Annotated in this window: 16 protein-coding genes; 8 read left to right on the forward strand and 8 right to left on the reverse strand. The window is 69.3% G+C overall.

The features are described from left to right. Nucleotides 1-8 precede the first annotated feature (8 nt). The 7 genes from rapZ to secG all read left to right on the forward strand — a co-directional run bounded on the left by rapZ (nucleotide 9) and on the right by secG (nucleotide 6,504). A complete protein-coding gene (rapZ, locus tag R3I40_RS04665; protein ID WP_285261582.1) occupies nucleotides 9-902 on the forward strand; it encodes an RNase adapter RapZ in 894 nt (297 codons plus the stop codon). Then, nucleotides 899-1,924, forward strand: coding sequence for a gluconeogenesis factor YvcK family protein (locus R3I40_RS04670; protein ID WP_431834780.1), 1,026 nt, complete (start codon nucleotides 899-901; stop codon nucleotides 1,922-1,924). The genes rapZ and R3I40_RS04670 overlap by 4 nt, the downstream gene beginning before the upstream one ends. A 1-nt stretch (nucleotide 1,925) precedes the next feature. Continuing rightward, nucleotides 1,926-2,915 (forward strand): DNA-binding protein WhiA, encoded by a 990-nt coding sequence (whiA, locus tag R3I40_RS04675; RefSeq protein WP_183374349.1) that lies wholly within the window; start codon nucleotides 1,926-1,928, stop codon nucleotides 2,913-2,915. A gap of 156 nt (nucleotides 2,916-3,071) precedes the next feature. Further along, nucleotides 3,072-4,076, forward strand: coding sequence for a type I glyceraldehyde-3-phosphate dehydrogenase (gap, locus tag R3I40_RS04680; RefSeq protein ID WP_239375394.1), 1,005 nt, complete (start codon nucleotides 3,072-3,074; stop codon nucleotides 4,074-4,076). Between the two features lie 98 nt (nucleotides 4,077-4,174). Then, nucleotides 4,175-5,371, forward strand: coding sequence for a phosphoglycerate kinase (locus R3I40_RS04685; protein WP_431834781.1), 1,197 nt, complete (start codon nucleotides 4,175-4,177; stop codon nucleotides 5,369-5,371). 1 nt (nucleotide 5,372) lies between these two features. Next, nucleotides 5,373-6,143: a triose-phosphate isomerase gene (tpiA, locus tag R3I40_RS04690; RefSeq protein ID WP_183374353.1), complete on the forward strand. Its 771-nt coding sequence runs from the start codon at nucleotides 5,373-5,375 to the stop codon at nucleotides 6,141-6,143. Nucleotides 6,144-6,255: 112 nt separating this feature from the next. Continuing rightward, on the forward strand, nucleotides 6,256-6,504 hold the full coding sequence (gene secG, locus R3I40_RS04695; RefSeq protein WP_183374355.1) for a preprotein translocase subunit SecG: 249 nt from the start codon (nucleotides 6,256-6,258) through the stop codon (nucleotides 6,502-6,504). Here secG and R3I40_RS04700 read toward each other — a convergent pair. The 5 genes from R3I40_RS04700 to R3I40_RS04720 all read right to left on the reverse strand — a co-directional run bounded on the left by R3I40_RS04700 (nucleotide 6,479) and on the right by R3I40_RS04720 (nucleotide 12,640). After that, a complete protein-coding gene (locus R3I40_RS04700; protein WP_239375389.1) occupies nucleotides 6,479-7,378 on the reverse strand; it encodes a MurR/RpiR family transcriptional regulator in 900 nt (299 codons plus the stop codon). The genes secG and R3I40_RS04700 overlap by 26 nt on opposite strands. Then, nucleotides 7,371-9,500, reverse strand: a complete 2,130-nt coding sequence (locus R3I40_RS04705) for an N-acetylmuramic acid 6-phosphate etherase (RefSeq protein ID WP_285261583.1) — start codon at nucleotides 9,498-9,500, stop codon at nucleotides 7,371-7,373. Before R3I40_RS04705 ends, R3I40_RS04700 begins: the two co-directional genes overlap by 8 nt. Before the next feature lie 7 nt (nucleotides 9,501-9,507). Continuing rightward, entirely contained in the window at nucleotides 9,508-10,335 is an 828-nt protein-coding gene (locus tag R3I40_RS04710) for a carbohydrate ABC transporter permease (protein WP_239375384.1), read from the reverse strand. Further along, nucleotides 10,332-11,282 carry a carbohydrate ABC transporter permease gene (locus R3I40_RS04715; RefSeq protein ID WP_239375381.1) on the reverse strand — a complete coding sequence of 317 codons (951 nt, stop codon included), beginning with the start codon at nucleotides 11,280-11,282 and terminating at the stop codon, nucleotides 10,332-10,334. The genes R3I40_RS04710 and R3I40_RS04715 overlap by 4 nt, the downstream gene beginning before the upstream one ends. Nucleotides 11,283-11,347: 65 nt before the next feature. Further along, nucleotides 11,348-12,640, reverse strand: coding sequence for a sugar ABC transporter substrate-binding protein (locus tag R3I40_RS04720; protein ID WP_285261584.1), 1,293 nt, complete (start codon nucleotides 12,638-12,640; stop codon nucleotides 11,348-11,350). Nucleotides 12,641-12,763: 123 nt separating this feature from the next. Between R3I40_RS04720 and R3I40_RS04725 the strand changes: the two genes are divergently transcribed. Continuing rightward, nucleotides 12,764-13,729 (forward strand): N-acetylglucosamine kinase, encoded by a 966-nt coding sequence (locus tag R3I40_RS04725; RefSeq protein ID WP_239375375.1) that lies wholly within the window; start codon nucleotides 12,764-12,766, stop codon nucleotides 13,727-13,729. Here R3I40_RS04725 and pgl read toward each other — a convergent pair. From pgl to tal, 3 genes are all read right to left on the reverse strand, one after another. Beyond that, nucleotides 13,712-15,418 carry a 6-phosphogluconolactonase gene (gene pgl / locus R3I40_RS04730; protein ID WP_285261585.1) on the reverse strand — a complete coding sequence of 569 codons (1,707 nt, stop codon included), beginning with the start codon at nucleotides 15,416-15,418 and terminating at the stop codon, nucleotides 13,712-13,714. The two genes, R3I40_RS04725 and pgl, sit on opposite strands and share 18 nt — an antisense overlap. Next, nucleotides 15,415-16,869, reverse strand: coding sequence for a glucose-6-phosphate dehydrogenase (zwf, locus tag R3I40_RS04735; RefSeq protein ID WP_221187164.1), 1,455 nt, complete (start codon nucleotides 16,867-16,869; stop codon nucleotides 15,415-15,417). The genes pgl and zwf overlap by 4 nt, the downstream gene beginning before the upstream one ends. Nucleotides 16,870-16,955: 86 nt before the next feature. After that, on the reverse strand, nucleotides 16,956-18,080 hold the full coding sequence (gene tal, locus R3I40_RS04740; protein WP_183374367.1) for a transaldolase: 1,125 nt from the start codon (nucleotides 18,078-18,080) through the stop codon (nucleotides 16,956-16,958). Between the last annotated feature and the right edge of the window lie 3 nt (nucleotides 18,081-18,083).

Here is an 18,083-nt window from a genome sequence, read left to right on the forward strand (position 1 = left end):
GAGCGCCCGTGACCCCGACGCCAGCGTCCCCGCCGGAAGCCGAAGCACCGGAGATCATCATCATCACCGGCATCGCCGGCGCCGGCCGTGAGACCGCCGCCCATGCCCTGGAGGACATCGGCTGGTACGTCGTCTACAACATCGCGCCGCAGCTGATCCGCCGCCTGTATGACCTGCAGGCGTCCACCTCCGGCCGCGACACCCGGTTCGCGGTCGTCACCGATCCCCGCTCAGGACCGTTCTTCGGTGAGCTGCCGGAGATCATCCGGCAGCTGAAGAAGCAGGAGCTGGATGTGCGCCTCGTCTTCCTCGACGCCAGTGAGGACGTCCTGGTGCGCCGCTTCGACTCCGTTCGTCGGCCCCACCCGCTGCAGGGCGAAGAGGGCGTCATCGAAGGGCTGCGCCGCGAAGCGGACCAGCTGGAGCCGCTGCGCCGCATGGCGGACGTGGTCATCGACACCTCGAACCTCAACGTGCACCAGCTGGCGATCCGCATGCGGGAGACGTTCGGCACGAACGAGGACCGCACCGTCACCGTGAACCTGCTGAGCTTCGGCTTCAAGTACGGCGTGCCCATCGAAGCGGACCAGATGGCCGATGTGCGCTTCCTGCCGAACCCGTACTGGGTGCCGGAGCTGCGGGAGAAGCGCGGTGTCGACAAGGAGGTGTCCGACTTCGTGCTGAACGCCCCGAACGCGCGGGAGTTCGTCGACAAGTACGTGGACGCCCTGCTGCCGGTGCTGCGCGGATACAGCGAGGAGAACAAGCAGTTCGCCACCGTTGCGATCGGCTGCACCGGCGGGAAGCACCGCAGCGTCGCCGTCAGCGAGGAGGTCGCGGCGCAGCTGCGGCGACTGGGCCATTCCGTGCGGGTCCGCCACCGGGATCTGGGGCGCGAGTGACCCACCAGAACCAGCGCCGGCAGACCAGCCTGATCCTCGAGCACTCCAAGCCGCGCAGCCGCATGGTCGAAGGGGAGACCCGCGTGGTCGCCCTCGGCGGCGGCCACGGCCTCGCCGCGAACCTGCGGGCCCTGCGGCACGTCGCCCATGACATCACCGCTGTCGTCACCGTCGCCGACAACGGCGGCTCCTCCGGCCGCATCCGCAAGGAGCTGCCGATCCTGCCGCCAGGCGACCTCCGCATGGCGCTGTCCGCCCTGTGCGAGGACTCCGACTGGGGGATCGTGTGGCGGGACGTCGTCCAGCACCGCTTCGAGTCCGACGGCGAACTGAACGGCCACGCCCTCGGCAACCTCCTGATCGCCGCCCTCTGGCAGATGTTCGGCGACCCCATCCAGGCGCTGGACCACGTCGGCGCGCTCCTCGGGGTGCGGGGCCGGGTACTGCCGATGGCTCTGGAACCGCTGGACATCGAAGCGACGGTGACGGACCGCACCGGCACCAGCCGCATGGTGCGCGGCCAGGCCGAGGTGGCGTCCCTGGAAGGGCATGTGGATGAGCTGCGCCTGATCCCGTCGGCCCCCGAGGTGCCCACCGAAGTGCTGGAGGCGATCGCGCAGGCCGACTGGATCATCCTCGGCCCCGGCTCCTGGTTCTCCTCCGTGCTGCCGCACCTGCTGATCCCCGAGATCGTGGAGGCGATCCGCTCCTCGAAGGCGAAGCGGCTGATCACCATGAACCTCACCTCCGACCCCACGGAGACCGAAGGCATGACCAGCACCGACCACCTGCAGGTGCTGATGGACACCGCACCGGACCTCGGCATCGATGCGATCGTCGCCGACCCGACCATGCTGGACGACTCCCTGGAGCTGGTGGAGTTCGCCCAGCAGCACGGCATCTCCTCGATCCTGCGCCAGGTGAGCGTGGGCCGGGGCATTCCGGTGCATGACCCCGTGCGGCTCGCCGCCGCCTACCGCGATGTGTTCGACGGCGTGATCGCCGACGTAAGGGAGGACTGAGATGGCACTGACCCCCGATGTCCGCCGTGAACTGGCCGGTGTCGCCGTCACCCGCTCCAGCGCGAAGAAGGCCGAGATCGCGGCCATGCTGCGGTTCGCCGGCGGGCTCCACATGGAGGGCGGCCGCGTCGTCATCGAAGCGGACCTCGACTCCGAGCGCACGGCCCGCCGCCTGCAGGCCCTCGTCTTCGACCAGTACGGCTTGGCGTCCACCGTCACCATCGTGCAGCCCTCCGGGATCCGGCGCTCCGCCCGCCACCAGGTGCGGTTCGCCGGTGACGGGGCCGTGTTCGCCAAGCAGACCGGCATCCTCGACTCCCGCGGCCGGCCCGTGCGGGGCCTGCCGCCCACGGTGGTCGGCGGCTCGGGGGCCGACGCGGCTGCCGCGTGGCGCGGTGCGTTCCTCGCCCAGGGAGCGCTGAGTGAACCCGGACGCGGCGCCGCCCTCGAACTCGCCTGCCCCGGCAGCGAAGCCGCCCTCGCCATGGTGGGCGCCGCCCGCCGGCTCGGGGTGGCTGCGAAGTCCCGCGAAGTGCGCGGCGCCGATCGCGTCGTGCTGCGGGACGGGGAAGCGATCTCCCAGCTGCTGCGCGCCATGGGGGCGGAACAGGTGGTGAAGGAATGGGACCGCAAGCGGGTGCACCGGGAGGAGCGCGCAGCCGCGAACCGCCTCGCGAACTTCGACGACGCAAACCTGCGGCGCTCCGCCCGCGCCGCCGTCGCAGCGAGCGCGCGCGTGCAGCGGGCCCTGGAGATCCTGGAGGGCCAGGCTCCCGACCACCTCCTCGCCGCGGGCGCGCTGCGCCTGCAGCACCGCCAGGCCAGCCTGGAGGAACTCGGGCGGCTGTCGGACCCGCCGATGACGAAGGACGCGGTTGCGGGAAGGATCCGTCGGCTGCTCGCCCTGGCGGACAGAAGGGCCGCTGAGCTGGGGGTTGAGCCGACGGATGCACACCTAAGTCCTGAAATGTTGAACGGAACGGGCCACTGACCGAACCGGGCCTTCTCATGGGTTGATTCCTGCAGAACTGCGCAGGTCACACTTGGTAGGGTGAGGTCAATCCCTCATCTGGGACGTCAATGCGTACAACGGCGTGCGTGCCACTCCACTTCTTCGCAGCACCACTGCGACTACCTAGGAGGAAACGTGACCATCAAGGTTGGAATCAACGGCTTCGGACGCATCGGACGCGGCTTCCTGCGAGCAGTCATCGCACACGGCGCTGACGTCGACATCGTCGGTGTCAACGACCTCACGGACAACACGACGCTCGCCCATCTCTTCAAGTACGACTCGGTCATGGGGCGCTTCCAGGGCGAGGTCTCCCACACCGACGACACCATGACCGTCAACGGCGACACCTTCAAGGTGTTCGCTGAGAAGGACCCGAAGAACATCCCGTGGGCCGAGGTCGGTGCTGACATCGTGCTGGAGTCCACCGGTCTGTTCACCAAGGCGGAGGACGCCCGCGCACACATCGAGGCCGGTGCGAAGAAGGTCATCGTGTCCGCTCCCGCCAAGGGCGAGGACGCCACCTTCGTGGTCGGCGTCAACGACAAGGACTACGACCCGGAGAACCACCACATCATCTCCAACGCGTCCTGCACCACCAACTGCCTGGCTCCCCTGGCGAAGGTGCTGAACGACGAGTTCGGCATCGAAAAGGGCCTGATGACCACCATCCACGCCTACACCTCGGATCAGCGCCTGCTGGACGCCCCGCACAAGGACCTGCGCCGTGCCCGCGCCGCCGCCCTCAACATGATCCCGACCAAGACCGGCGCCGCCGCTGCTGTGGCGCTCGTCCTGCCGGAGCTCAAGGGCAAGTTCGACGGCTACGCCGTCCGCGTCCCGGTCCCGACCGGCTCCGTTGTGGACCTCACCTTCGAGGCCTCGCGCGAGGTCACCGTCGAGGAGATCAACGCTGCGGTCAAGAAGGCCGCGGAGGGTGACCTCAAGGGCGTCCTCGACTACACCGAGGATCCGATCGTGTCCTCCGACATCGTCGGCGACCCGCACTCCTCGATCTTCGATGCGCTCAGCACGAAGGTCATCGGCAACCAGGTCAAGGTCGTGACCTGGTACGACAACGAGGCCGGCTTCTCCAACCGCCTCGTCGACCTGGTCGAGATCGTCGGCGCCAAGCTCTGATCCGACCCCACTGACAACCGGCCCGTGCGTCTCATTCCGGCAGGAATCGGGCGCACGGGCCGTTGCATTCACCGCCCGCACCACCACAAGGAATACTCGTGCTGAAGACCATCGACTCCCTCGGCGACCTCGCCGGCAAGCGCGTCCTCGTCCGCGCCGACCTCAACGTTCCCCTGGACGGCGACCGCATCACCGATGACGGCCGCATCCGGGCCTGCCTGCCCACCGTCACCGCCCTGCGTGACAAGGGCGCTCGCGTCATTCTGGTGGCCCACCTCGGGCGGCCCAAGGGCGAAGCGGACCCCGCCTTCACCCTGAAGCCCGTCGTCGATCGCCTGTCCGAACTCCTCGGTGCGGACGTCGCGTTTGCTGAGGACACCGTCGGCGACAGCGCCCGCTCCGTGGTCGACTCCCTCGGTGACGGCGACGTCGCCGTGCTGGAGAACGTCCGCTTCAACGCGGGCGAGACCAGCAAGGACGAGGCCGAGCGGCAGGAGTTCGCCCGCCGCCTCGCCGACCTCGCCGACGTCTTCGTGTCCGACGGGTTCGGCGTCGTCCACCGCAAGCAGGCGTCCGTGTACGACGTTGCGCAGCTGCTGCCGGCAGCGGCGGGACTGCTGGTGCAGAAGGAAGTGGAGTCGCTGCGCCGCGTCACCGACGACCCGAAGCGCCCGTTCGTCGTGATCCTCGGCGGCGCGAAGGTGTCCGACAAGCTCGGCGTCATCGAGAACCTGCTGGACCGCGCCGACACCATCATCATCGGCGGCGGCATGTCCTACACCTTCCAGAAGGCGCTCGGCCACGAGGTCGGCAACTCCCTGCTCGAGGAGGAGCAGGTCGACACGGTGAAGGGCTACATGGAGCGCGCCCAGAAGAACGGCGTGGAGATCCTGCTGCCGGTGGACAACGTGGTCGCCCCCGCGTTCGGGCCCGACGGCCCCGCCACCACCGTCGGCTCCGACTCCATGCCCGAGGACCAGGAGGGCCTGGACATCGGTCCCGACTCCGCGAAGCAGTTCGGCGACGCCCTCAAGGACGCCGGCACCGTGTTCTGGAACGGCCCGATGGGCGTGTTCGAGTTCGACCTGTTCCAGGCCGGCACGAAGGCCGTCGCTGAAGCCCTCGCCGAATCGCCCGCGTACACCGTGGTCGGCGGCGGCGACTCCGCATCCGCCATCCGCAACCTCGGCTTCGACGAATCCCGCTATTCCCACATTTCGACCGGCGGCGGCGCATCCCTCGAACTGATCGAGGGCAAGCAGCTGCCCGGCATCGCCGTTCTGGAGGAGAACTGATATGACCCGCACCCCGCTCATCGCCGGCAACTGGAAGATGAACAAGACCCACCTCGAGGCGCAGGCCCTCGTGGAGGACCTGAACGACGCGCTCACGGACCACGACTTCGACGCGGTCGACGTCGCTGTGCTGCCGCCGTTCGTGGACATCCGCACCGTGCAGACCGTCCTGGACGCCGCGAAGTCGTCGATCGGTCTCGGCGCACAGGACATCTCCCAGCACGAGTCCGGTGCGTACACCGGTGAGGTGTCCGCCGCCATGCTGAAGGCCCTGAACGTCACCTTCGCCGCTATCGGCCACTCCGAGCGCCGCCAGTACCACGGTGAGGACGAAGCGATCACGAACGCCAAGGTGAAGGCCGCCCTCGGCGCCGGCATCACCCCGATCCTGTGCGTCGGCGAGCCCCTCGAGGTCCGCCAGGCCGGCACGCACGTGCAGCACACCCTCGACCAGGTGCGCGGCGGCCTCGAGGGCCTGAGCGGCGATCAGGTCGCCGACACGGTCATCGCCTACGAACCGGTGTGGGCGATCGGCACCGGCGAGGTCGCCACCCCGGAGGATGCGCAGGAGGTGTGCGGTGCGATCCGCGGCCTCCTCAGCGACCTGCACGGCGATGACGTGGCCTCCCGCGTCCGCGTCCTGTACGGCGGTTCGGTGAAGTCCTCGAACGTCGCCGACATCATGGCGAAGGACGACATCGACGGCGCCCTCGTGGGCGGCGCGAGCCTGAAGGCCGACGAGTTCGCCGCGCTCGCCGGCAACGCCGCCTGAGAGTCCCGCCTCACCCGCAGACCACGCCGCGCCCGATGCATGACACAGCACCGGGCGCGGCGTAGTCTTGGATGCGACTGTTCGACGTCGAGGAAAGAGTCACCTGCTGCCCATGGACACCCTGAAGATCGCCCTGTTCGTGGTGCTGGCCATCACCAGCATCCTGCTCATCCTGCTCGTGCTCATGCACAAGGGACGCGGCGGCGGCCTGTCCGACATGTTCGGGGGCGGCATCTCCGCGGGCGCCGGCTCGTCCGGCGTCGCCGAACGCAACCTCAACATCCTCACCGTGATCGTCGCCCTCATCTGGGTGGGCAGCATCATCGGCATCGGGGTCATCCAGCGCTTCTACCCCGGCTGATCGCAAGGTACGTCCGTGACAGGGCGCTGCGGGCCGATTCGATGTCCCGCTGCGCCGTCGCGATGAACAGCATGTCCACCACGCTCAGCTGAGCGATCCTGGACGCGGTCGCACCGGAGCGCATCTCCGATTCCTGCGCCGCGGTCAGCAGCACGACGCCGGCCCCCTCCGACAGCGGAGAGCGGCCTGCGTTCGTCACTCCCACGGTCCGCACTCCGGCGCGCTTCGCCGCGGCGAGCACATCGATCGCATCCGTCGTGAACCCCGAATGGGACACGATCACGGCGGCATCGTCGCCGTCGAGCAGCGCCACGCCCGGCAGCCCCTGATGGACGTCGGTGAACGCGACGGCGCTGCGGCCGATCCGCGCCAGCTTCTGCTGCAGGTCCAGGGCCGCGAACGCTGACGCCCCCACCCCGAACGTCACGATCCGCTGCGCGGAGGCGAGAGTGTCGACAGCCCGGCCCAGGGCGTCCAGGTCGAGCTGGTCGGCCGTGTCCTGGACGGCGCGGGCGTCGGCGAACGCGATCTTCGCGACCGTTTCGGCGAGCGTGTCCGAAGCGGACAGATCATTCCCCAGCATCTGCGCCTGCGCATCGCCGGCGAACGATGCGGTGCGGCCCTCATTGAACGCGATCTCGGTGCGCAGCATCGACCGCAGCTCCCGGTAGCCGGACAGGCGCAGTTCGCGGGCGAGGCGGACAGCGCTCGCCTCTGACGACCCGGCCTCGCGCGCCACCTCCGAGATCGTCATCGCGGCAGCAGCCGACGGGTCCGCCAGCAGCAGTCGCGCCACCCGGTCCACGGCCGGAGGCAGTGTGGGACGGGCGTCTCGGATCAGTCGCAGCACCGACGGCCGGTGCTGGTCATGCACGGCGCAGCTCCTCAGCGGCCGTGCGGATCCCGGAGGGGTCGCCGTCACGGGACGGGTCGGGCGGTGCCGCGGCGCGGGCGGCGCGGGCGGACTCGCGGACGGCGGGATCCGTCGGGTCCTCGCCTGCGAGCAGGATGACGAGGGCGGTGCGCAGCTCCCCGTCGCAGGCCCGAAGGGCGGCACGGGCGCCGTCGGCGTCGATGCCGGTGGCGGTGGCGAGGATGCGGGCTGTGCGCTCCACCAGCTTCTCGTTGGTGGCGCGCACGTCGATCATGAGGTTCTCGTAGGTGGTTCCCAGCCGCACCATGGTGGCGGTCGAGAGCGCGTTCAGCGCCATCTTCTGTGCCGTTCCCGCCTTCATCCGGGTGGAGCCGGCGATCGCCTCAGGGCCCGTCGGCAGCAGCACAGCCACATTCGCGAGGCCCGCCAGCGGGGCCGACGGGTTCGCGGAGATCAGCCCGGTGCGAAGGCGGCGGGCACGGGCCGCTTCGAGTGCGCCGCGCACGAACGGGGTGCGGCCGGAGGCGGCGAGTCCGATGACGGTGTCGCATCCACCGCAGTGCTCGGCGATCAGGGCGGCGCCGGCGGCGCTGGAGTCCTCAGCGCCCTCCACGGCGTGGAACATCGCGCTGGGTCCGCCGGCGAGGTGGGCGGCGAAGACGTCGGAGTCGGCGTTGAATGTGGGCAGCAGTTCGGCGGCGTCGAGCACGGCGAGGCGCCCGGACGTGCCGGCGCCGACGTAGTGCACCGTTCCGCCGCTGACGATGGTGTCCACACAGATCTCGGCGAGTTCGGCGATCTGCGCTGCCTGGGAACGGACGGCGTCCACCGAGGTCTGCTCCTCGGCGAGGATGAGGTCGACCGCGTCCGGGGTGCTGACCGTGTCGATGTGTCGGGTGCGCTCGTTGCGCTGCTCCGTGGGGACATCGGCCGCGCTGACTGACGATTCTCCGGCCGCACGTGCCTCATCACCCACCTGCCACAGGTGCGCCACCAGGGGCTCCAGATCGGACGAGGCGGGGCGGGTGGGCGCTGTGACGCGGCGGGCACGCTGGCAGCGCGCGGCGCGTTGGTGCGCGTCCCGCAGCTGCTCGCGGGTGAGGCGGCCGGAGCCGACGGCGCCCAGGATCGCATCATGCGCCGCCGTCAGCAGGTCATGTTCGCGGGCCTGCAGCGGGGAGCCCAGGCACAGAAGGTGCGCGCCCGCTTCCAGCGCCCGGATGCAGCCGTCGCCGAAGCCGGCGGCGTGGGTGACGGCCCCCATATCGAGCGCGTCGGTGACGATGACGCCGGTGAAGCCGATCTCATCCAGGAGGTCTGCGGACCAGCGGGAGAGGGAGGCAGGTCCGTCGCCGAGGGCGGGGACCTCCAGGTGGCCGGTCATGACGGCGTCGACGGCGGCGGCGCCGTCCATCTCCCCGGTCCAGAGCGCAGAGAACGGCTCGGCGTGGTCACTCAGCACCGTGGCGCGGTCCAGGCGGATGGTCGGCATGGACAGGTGGGAATCGGTGTCGGCGTCGCCGTGGCCGGGGAAGTGCTTCGCGCAGGCGGCGACCCCAGCCGAGTGCAGACCGCGGGTGAACGCCGCGGCGTGCCGCAGGGCAGCGGCCGGGTCGGAGGAGAACGCGCGGTGCCCGATCACCGGGTTCTCCGGGTTCGTGGCGACATCGGCGACGGGCGCGAAGTCCATGGTGATGCCGAGCTCTGCCAGCAGGGCGCCGAGGGCGGCACCGGCACGTGCGGTGAGGTCCTCATCGTCGGCGCGGCCGAAGACGGCAGCCGCGGGCAGCGGGCCCTCATGCCGGCTGGTCTCCGCCTGGGTCAGAGGTGCGGTATCCGTCGGCCGGCCGGGAGGCCCGCCGAATCCGTCACCGTGGCCGAACAGGCGAGTGACGCGCCCGCCCTCCTCGTCGATCGCGATGATGGGGTCTGCTCCGGCGTCCCGGATCTGCGCGCACAGGCGCTGCGTGGCGCCAAGGGTCGGGGTGTTCGGGGCGAACAGGGTGATGCCGCCGAGGCCGGAGGCGAGGGCTGAGCGCATGAAGTCGCTGAGTTTAGTGCCCTCCATCGGGGCGAGGAGGACGCCGAGGACATCAGGGTCCCAATCGGTGCGTGGGCTCATGGCGGGCTCACCCCTTCACGGCTCCGGCGGTGAGGCCGGACGCCAGGTTGCGCTGGACGAGGACGAAGAAGACCACCACCGGCAGGGCGATGATCGTGGAGGCCGCCATGACAGCGCCCCATTCCGCGGTGTTGGTGGTGAAGAAGGTCCGCAGTCCCACGCCGACGGGGTACTTCGAGGAGTCCGTCATGAACGTCAGGGCGAAGATGAACTCGTTCCACGCGGTGATGAAGCTGAACACTGAGGTCGCGACGAGGCCGGGCGCCACCAGTGGCAGCAGGACGGAGCGGAACATGCGCCACCAGGACGCGCCGTCCACGTAGGCCGCCTCCTCCAGCTCCTTGGGGACAGCAGCGACGAAGCCGCGCAGGTTCCAGATCGCGAACGGCAGTGAGAACGCCAGGTACACGATCACCAGCCCGAGCAGGGAGTTCAGCATGTTCAGCGACTTCGCCTGCAGGAAGAGGGGGATCACGAGCGCTTCGAGCGGCACCATCTGCACCACCAGCACCATGATCAGCACCACGGAGCGGAACCGGAACCGGAAGCGCGCCACCGCCACCGCCGCGAGCAGGGCGATGGCGCCGGAGGCGACGACGGTGCCGAGCGCCACCAGCAGGCTCACCTTCACGTACTGCAGGAAGTCCGCTTCCACCAGCACGCGATGGAAGTGGTCGAGGGTGAACCCGGATGGCAGCAGGCCGGCGCCGCGGGCGTCCGCATGGGGGTCCACGGCGGTGCTGAGCATCCAGTAGAACGGGAACAGGGCGTAGATCAGCACCACGGCGATGCCGAACCCGGTGAGGATGCGGCGTGCGGGGGAGGGGCCTCTCACAGGTCGTCCTCCTTCAGAAGAGTCCGCAGGTACACCACGGAGATGACGAGCAGAAGGGCGGTCAGGAGCACGGCGATGGCGGCGCCCATGCCGTAGTGGCCCTGCCCGGCGGCTTCGGTGTAGGACCAGACGCCGAGGTTCATGACGGATCGGTTCGAGCCGTCACCGCCGGGCATGAGGTAGATCTGGGTGAACACTTTGAAGTCCCAGATGGTGGAGAGGATGAGGCACACGGCGAAGATGGGCCGCATGGTCGGCACCGTGACGGAGGCGAAGCGCCGCCACGCGCCGGCGCCGTCCACGCGGGCCGCTTCGTACAGCTCCTTCGGGACCGTCATCAGGCCGGCGAGGATCGTCACCGCGATGAACGGGAACCCGTGGTAGACCACGTTGAGAGCGGCGATGCCGTAGAACGCCCACCGGTTGTTCCACCAGTTGACGGTGTCCGCCTCCAGCAGACCGAGCCACTCCAGCACACCGGCGACGAACCCGGAATGGGGATCGAACAGCCACACGAAGATGTACGTGCCGGTCAGCGCCGGCACCGCCCACGCCACCATGATCGCGGTGGTGCAGATGATGCGCCACGGCGTGGACAGGGTGTTGAGGAACAGAGCCACCACCGTTCCCACCAGCATGGTGGCGGCGACGCACACGGCGGCGAAGCCGATGGTGTTCGGCAGAACCGTCAGCCACAGGTGATCGTCGGTGAGGATCTTCTGGTAGTTCTCCAGACCGATGTACTCGCGTTCGCCGCGCAGGAGGTGGCGCAGCCGGAACTTCTGCAGGGACAGGTCCGCCACGCGGATCATCGGCCACAGCAGCAGCACGCCGAGGGTGATCAGGGCGGGCGCCAGCAGCAGCCAGGGCGGCAGGGCCCGCCGCAGGCGCGCGGCCCGGCTGGGGCGGCGCACCGACGGCGCGGCGGTGGAGGGGGCAGTGCTCAACGGGAACCTCGAGACGAGCGGAATCGGGCAGGGGGGGGAGAGTACGGGACGACTGGGCCGACGGGTCAGTCGGCGAAGATCTGGTCCATCTCCTTCGCGGCGTCCTGGCATGCGGTCGCCGCGTCCTTCCCTCCGGTCAGCACGGTGTTCAGAAGGTTCGGGATGGTCTTCTTGCCTTCGACCTGGCCCCACAGTGGGGTGACGGGCACGGACTTGCCGCCTTCGGTCATCTGCTTGGCGAATACGGCGGTGAGGTCATCACCGCTCGTGACGACCTCGTCGAGGGCGGACTGCTCACCGGGGAAGAAGTTGGTCTGCTTCGCCCAGTTCGCGGCGAACTCGCCGGTCGTCATCAGCTTGATCAGCTCGAACGCCAGCTCCGGCTCCTTCGTGCCGGTGAAGCGGCACAGGTGGGAGCCGCCGAGGAAGCTCGGGGCCACCTCGGAGTCCTTCGCGGGGATGGTGAACGCCATCAGCTTGTCGTACAGCTCCGGCGACTTCTCCTTGATGGTGGCGGGCACCCAGGAGCCCGTGATGAACATGCCCACATCGCCCTTCTGGAACGCGGCGAGGGCGTCGGTCTCCTTCCAGGTGGAAGCGGCGGGGGTGGACAGCTTGTGCTTCAGCGCGATGTCCGTGTACCAGGTGACGCCCTCCACGGCGGGGGAGTCGGCGATGGCGGCCTTCCAGGTGCCGCCGGACTGCTTCGCGATCTCGCCGCCGGCGCCCCAGATGAACGGCAGCAGGCCGAACGGGGAGCCGCCGGAGATGGGGAACGGGATGGTGGAGGGGTCCTTCTTCTTCAGGGCCTGGGCAGCGTCGAGCAGCTCCTCCCAGTTGCCGGGCTGCTTGTCGACACCGGCTGCGCTGAGCAGGTCCTTGTTGGCGAGGATGGAGCGGACACCGGCGTACCAGGGGGCGCCGAACACCTCGCCCTCAAGCGTGGCGGACTCTTCGAGGGCCTTGACGTACTTTCCGCTGAGCCCGGCCTCCTCGAGTTCGTCGCCGATGGGGTCGAGGCCGCCGGCGTCGGCGAACTCGGGGGTCCAGGTGGTGCCGACTTCGGCGACGTCCGGGGCGCTGTCCCCGCCCATGACGTTGACGAACTTGTCGTGGGCGCCGTCCCAGGGCTGCACTTCGACCGTGAGGTCCGCCTGGGTCGCCTCCTTGAACTTCTTCTTGAGGTCGGCGATGTAGGCGTCGGTGGAGGGGTTGGTGCCCTCCATGATCCAGAGGGTGAGGGTCTTGCCCTTGCCGTCGGTGCCGCTGCCCTTCGAGGAGTCGGAGCCGCAGGCCGCGAGGCCGAGGGCTGCGGCGCTGGCTGCGCCGCCTGCGAGGACTGTCCGCCGTGCAATCATGAGATCTCCTTTGACCCGACCGGTGCTGAGCTGTCACCGACCGCGAAGTGAAAATAAGTTTTATCGACTCGCGATGGACTGCAAGTTACCATGATCGGGTTGTGACGTCGAGAGGAGGATCACATGCCGCGCTTGATCCTGGGGGCCGACATCGGCGGCACCAGCACCCGCCTCCGCCTCACCCGCGGGGAAGTCCGCGTCGCCGAGCGCAACGGCGGCGGCTGCAACATCCGATCCTCCGGGACTGACGCCGCCGGGCGTGTCGCCGACCTCCTCACCGAACTCGCCGGGGACGCCCGCGCCGCGGGGGAGGACCTCGCGTCGGTGGAGGCGGCGGTGCTCGGTGTTGCGGGCGCCGGGCCGGCACGGCACGCGGAGGTCAGCGCGCTCCTGCTGCCCGCTCTCGCGCGGGCGGGCGTGCCGGCCGGGGTGGGCAGGGTGGTCGATGACCAGGTCACCGCGTTCACCGCGGGTGCCGGCCGGGTGGGGGCCGACGGGTTCCTGCTGCTCGCCGGCACCGGCGCCGCCGCGGCTCGGTTCGAACAGGGCCGGATGGTCGCCCGGGCGGACGGCATGGGCTGGCTGCTGGGGGACTGCGGCTCCGCCGTGGACATCGGCCGACGGGTGCTGCGCGCCGCCGCCGCCGATCTCGACCACCGAGGCCCCGCCACGGCGATGACTGCGCGGGTGCTGGAGGAGCTCGGCATCGCGGGCAGCACCAGGCCCGCGGGCAGCGGGGACGCGGTGGATGTGCGCCAGGCGCTGATCCAGGCGGCGGATCCGCTGACGCCCGCCCAGTGGGGCCGCTTCGCCCGCATCCCCGGCAGCTGCGCGGGGGATGTGGTCGCGCAGAGCATCATCGACGGCGCCGCGAGTGACCTCGTGGCGACGCTGGACGCGCTGGGTGCACCCGTCGGCGCCCTCGTGGTGCTGGCGGGCGCTCTGCTCGCCGCCGACACCCCGATCACGCGGAGGGTTGAGCAGGCGCTGGCGGCGCGGGGCCTGCAGACGACGCGAGCAGCAGAGCCCGTGGAGGGTGCGCTGCTGCTCGCGCAAGCGGATGAGGACGGGTCAGTGCTCGATCGCTGAGGCCGCCTCCGGATCAAGGAACCAGGTGGTGGAGACGGTGCCGCGCACGGCGGACGCCGGCAGGTTCACCGGGTCGATGTCGCCGTGGGCGCGGGCCGCGAACTCCGCCTTCTCCTCACCGGCCACGAGGAACACCACGTGGCGGGCCGCGTTCAGCATCGGCCACGTCAGCGAGATCCTCTCCGACGGCGGCTTCGGCGAGTTCCGCACCGACACCGCGGACCGGGTCGCATCGCCCGCGTCCTCATGATCGGGGAACAGGGACGCGATGTGCCCGTCCTCGCCCATGCCGAGCAGGACCACGTCGAAGAATGCGCGCTCCTCGTCGGTCTCCTCCGTGTGGGCGCTGTCCGCTCCCAGCAGGGACAGCTGCTGGCCGTACCAGGCGGCGGCGTCGTCCAGTTCCATGCCCATGTCGCTGGCCGGCATCGAGTGCACGTTGTACACGGGGATGCCAGCGGTCAGCGTCAGCGCGGACAGGGCCGGGCGGTCGTTGCGGTCGTCGGACTTCGTCTCCACGAACCGTTCATCGCCCCACCAGACGTGGACCTTCGAGGCGGCCACATCGGTGGAGTGCAGCAGTTCGCCGATGCGGCGCGCGACCTGCGTGCCGGTTCGGCCACCGGTCATCGCGATGTGGGCGATGCCGCGCTCACGGACCGCTTCGTCGATCATCTCCACGGAGAACTGCGCCGCATGCTCGATGAGGTCGTCCTTGTCCTTCACCCGGATGTCCGACGGCGCCGGCTTGCCGGTCGCGAAGTCCTTCACATCCACGTGGTGGGGGAACGCCGCGGTCAGGACCGTGCCGTAGATGTCGTCCGCATCGAGGCGACGCAGTTCCTCACTGAGGAGGTCGTGCATGGTCCGCACCGGCATCGTCACCGACTGGTCATCGGTCTCGCCGGGGGTGGACACGATCACCGTGTGCGGGGAGACGCGTCGCAGCGTGATGTCGCCGTCCTCACGGTGCAGGGTGATGGAGATCAGACCGAAGTCGCCGTCGGTGTCCTTCACCGTCACCGGCACGGACAGGAAGTCCGCGAGCCACTGCCGCATCAGGGTCACCGTCGGCTTATTCAGCTTCCCCTCGATGGTGACGGCGGTGGGGGCGCTGATCGGCGGCTGCTCGTATGCGGCTGCGAGCAGGCCCCGCCAGTTCGTCAGGCGGCTCCAGCACAGGTCCGTGTCGCCGGGATGGTAGTTGTGCGACAGGCGGCGGAACACCGCGTCCGGGTCGTCCGCGGCGAGCGCATCGGTGATGCGGCGGGTGGACAGCGCCCCCACCACGTCCTGGCTGGGGCACACCGGCGGAGCCGCCGACCACCAGGTGACGATCGGCGCATCCGGCAGCAGCAGCGGGGTGATCAGCGTGTCCATGCCGTTGACCACCAGGCCCGACGGGCGCAGCACGATCAGCTCACCGGCGCCGGCGTCGGCACCGACGCGGACCTCCGCGTCGAGCGCGTTGCGGTCGGTGTCGCCCTGCGGCACGATCACGATGATCCGCGCCGGATGCTCATGCGAAGCGTGGACGGCGACATCGATGCTGTCATCCAGGTGGTCCTCCGGGGAGATCACCACGAGAGTGGCGACCCGGCCGAGCGTGACCAGGCCCGTGTCCTCGCGCAGTTCGATCAGGACCCGGCTCACCTCGGACGTGGTGGTGTCCTTCATCGTGTGGATCATGGGCGCCTCCAATGCCGTCCGTCGCGGGCGAGCATGTCATGCGCCGTCTGGGGGCCCCAGGTGCCGGCGCGGTACGGGCTGGGCGGCATGCTCTCCGCCCAGAACTCGGTGACGGGATCGAGGATCGCCCAGGACAGCTCCACTTCCCGCTGGCGCGGGAAAAGTGGCGGGTCGCCCAGCAGCATGTCCAGGATCAGACGTTCGTACGCCTCCGGCGACTCCTCCGTGAAGCTGGAGCCGTACACGAAGTCCATCGAAACGTCCCGCACCTCCATCTGGGAACCCGGCACCTTCGAACCGAACCGCATCGTCACACCCTCATCCGGCTGGATGCGGATCACGATCGAGTTCTGCCCGAGGTCCTTTGTGTCCGTGTCGTTGAACGGGAGGAAGGGCGCAGACTTGAAGACCACGGCGATCTCCGTGACCCGTCGGCCCAGGCGCTTGCCGGCGCGCAGGTAGAACGGGACACCCGCCCAGCGGCGCGTGTTGACGTTCAGCTGCATCGCCGCGAACGTCTCCGTTTCGGAGTCCTCCGGGATGCCCTCCTCCTCCAGGTAGCCCTTCACCCACTGGCCGCCCTGCCAGCCGCCCACGTACTGGCCACGGGCCGTGGAGGTGGCGAGGTCACCGGGCAGTTCGACCGCGGCAAGAACCTTCTCCTTCTCGGCGCGCAGGTCCGCGGCTTCGAACGAGATCGGCTCCTCCATCGCGGTCAGCGCGAACAGCTGCAGGAGGTGGTTCTGGATGACGTCGCGGGCGGTGCCGATGCCGTCGTAGTAGCCGGCGCGCGACCCGATGCCGATGTCCTCAGCCATCGTGATCTGCACGTGGTCCACATAGTTGGCGTTCCACACCGGCTCGAACATCTGGTTGGCGAAGCGGAAGGCGAGGAGGTTCTGCACCGTCTCCTTGCCGAGGTAGTGGTCGATGCGGAAGACGTCCTCCTCATCGAACACCTTCTCCACCACGTCGTTCAGTTCGCGTGCGCTCTCGAGGTTGTGCCCGAAGGGCTTCTCGATGACGACGCGCCGCCACGACCCGTTCTCCGACGCGTTCAGGCCGGAGTTCGCGAGCTGCTCGCAGACCTGAGGGAACGCCTTCGGCGGGATCGACAGGTAGAACGCGTGGTTGCCGCCGGTGCCGCGGGTCTCATCGAGCTCCTTCACCACGTCGGTGAGGCGCTCGTACGCGGCGGTCTCATCGAACTCGCCGGTGACGAAGCGCAGGCCGCCGCGCAGCTGGTCCATCACGCTCTGGCGGAAGCCGGTGCGGGCGCCCTCCTTCACCGCCTCTTCGACATAGTCGGCGAAGTCCTCATGCGACCAGTCGCGGCGCCCGAAGCCGACCAGGCCGAAGCTCGGCGGCAGCAGGCTGCGGTTCGTGAGGTCGTAGATCGCCGGCAGCAGCTTCTTCTTCGCGAGGTCGCCGGTCACACCAAACATGACCATCGAACTCGGTCCCGCGATCAGCGGCAGGCGCCGGTCGCGGGGATCGCGCAGGGGGTTGTTCACTCGTGTCCTCCCGGTCGGCGCGCTCAGGCGTTCTCGGACGGCCGAGCGGAGCCGACGGTGTCCAGCAGCTCACCCCAGGCGTCGACGAACTTCGACACGCCTTCGGACTCCAGCTGTGCGAACACGTCCGCGAGGTCGATACCGGCCTCAGCGAGGCGGTCGAACAGCTCCTCCGCCTTCTCCTCCTCATCGGCGGCGCTTGCGACGGTGAGGCGGCCGGAGGCGTCGCCGTGGTCGGCGAACGCGTCCAGGGTCTTCTCCGGCATTGTGTTCACCGCCGGGTCGGTGACGAGCTCGTCCACGTAGAGGGTGTCGGAGTAGTCTTCGTTCTTCACACCGGTGGACGCCCACAGGGGACGCTGCACATTCGCGCCCTTCTCCTTCAGCGCACCGAAGCGCTCCGAGGAGAACTCGCGGGCGTACAGCCCGAACGCGGCGCGACCGTTCGCCACGGCCGCCTTGCCGAGCAGTTCGAGGGCGTCGCCGCCGATCTCCTCCAGGCGCTTGTCGATCTCCGTGTCCACGCGGGAGATGAAGAACGAGGCCACCGAATGGATAGTGGCGAGATCGCGGCCGGCCTCTGCCGCCTTCTCCAGGCCCTCCAGGTAGGCCTCGATGACCTCCTCGTAGCGGGCGACGGAGAAGATGAGAGTGACGTTGACGCTGATGCCGCGGGAGATCACTTCGGTGATCGCCGGCAGACCCTCGAGGGTCGCCGGGATCTTGATCATAACGTTCTCGCGGTCCACCAGGTCGTACAGGCGCTGCGCCTGCTCGATGGTGGCGTCGGTGTCGTTGGCGTGGCGCGGATCCACCTCGATGGAGACGCGGCCGTCGTACCCCTGGGTGGAGCGGTACAGGTCCATGAAGACGTCGCAGGCGTCGCGCACGTCATCGGTGGTGAGTGCTTCGATGATGCCGTCCACGTCGCGGCCGTCGGCGTAGAGGCCTGCGATCGCGTCGTCGTAGTCCTTCGAGCCGGAGATCGCGCCCTGGAAGATCGACGGGTTCGTGGTCACACCGACCACGTTCTTCGAGGCGATCAGGTCCTTCAGGCCGCCGCTGGTGAGGCGGTGGCGGGAGAGGTCGTCCAGCCAGATGGAAACGCCGGCATCGGACAGGGCCTGAGTGTTCGGGTTCTGAGCCATGGG

It is taken from the genome of Helcobacillus massiliensis, from assembly GCF_033106145.1.
GTDB lineage: Bacteria > Actinomycetota > Actinomycetes > Actinomycetales > Dermabacteraceae > Helcobacillus > Helcobacillus massiliensis.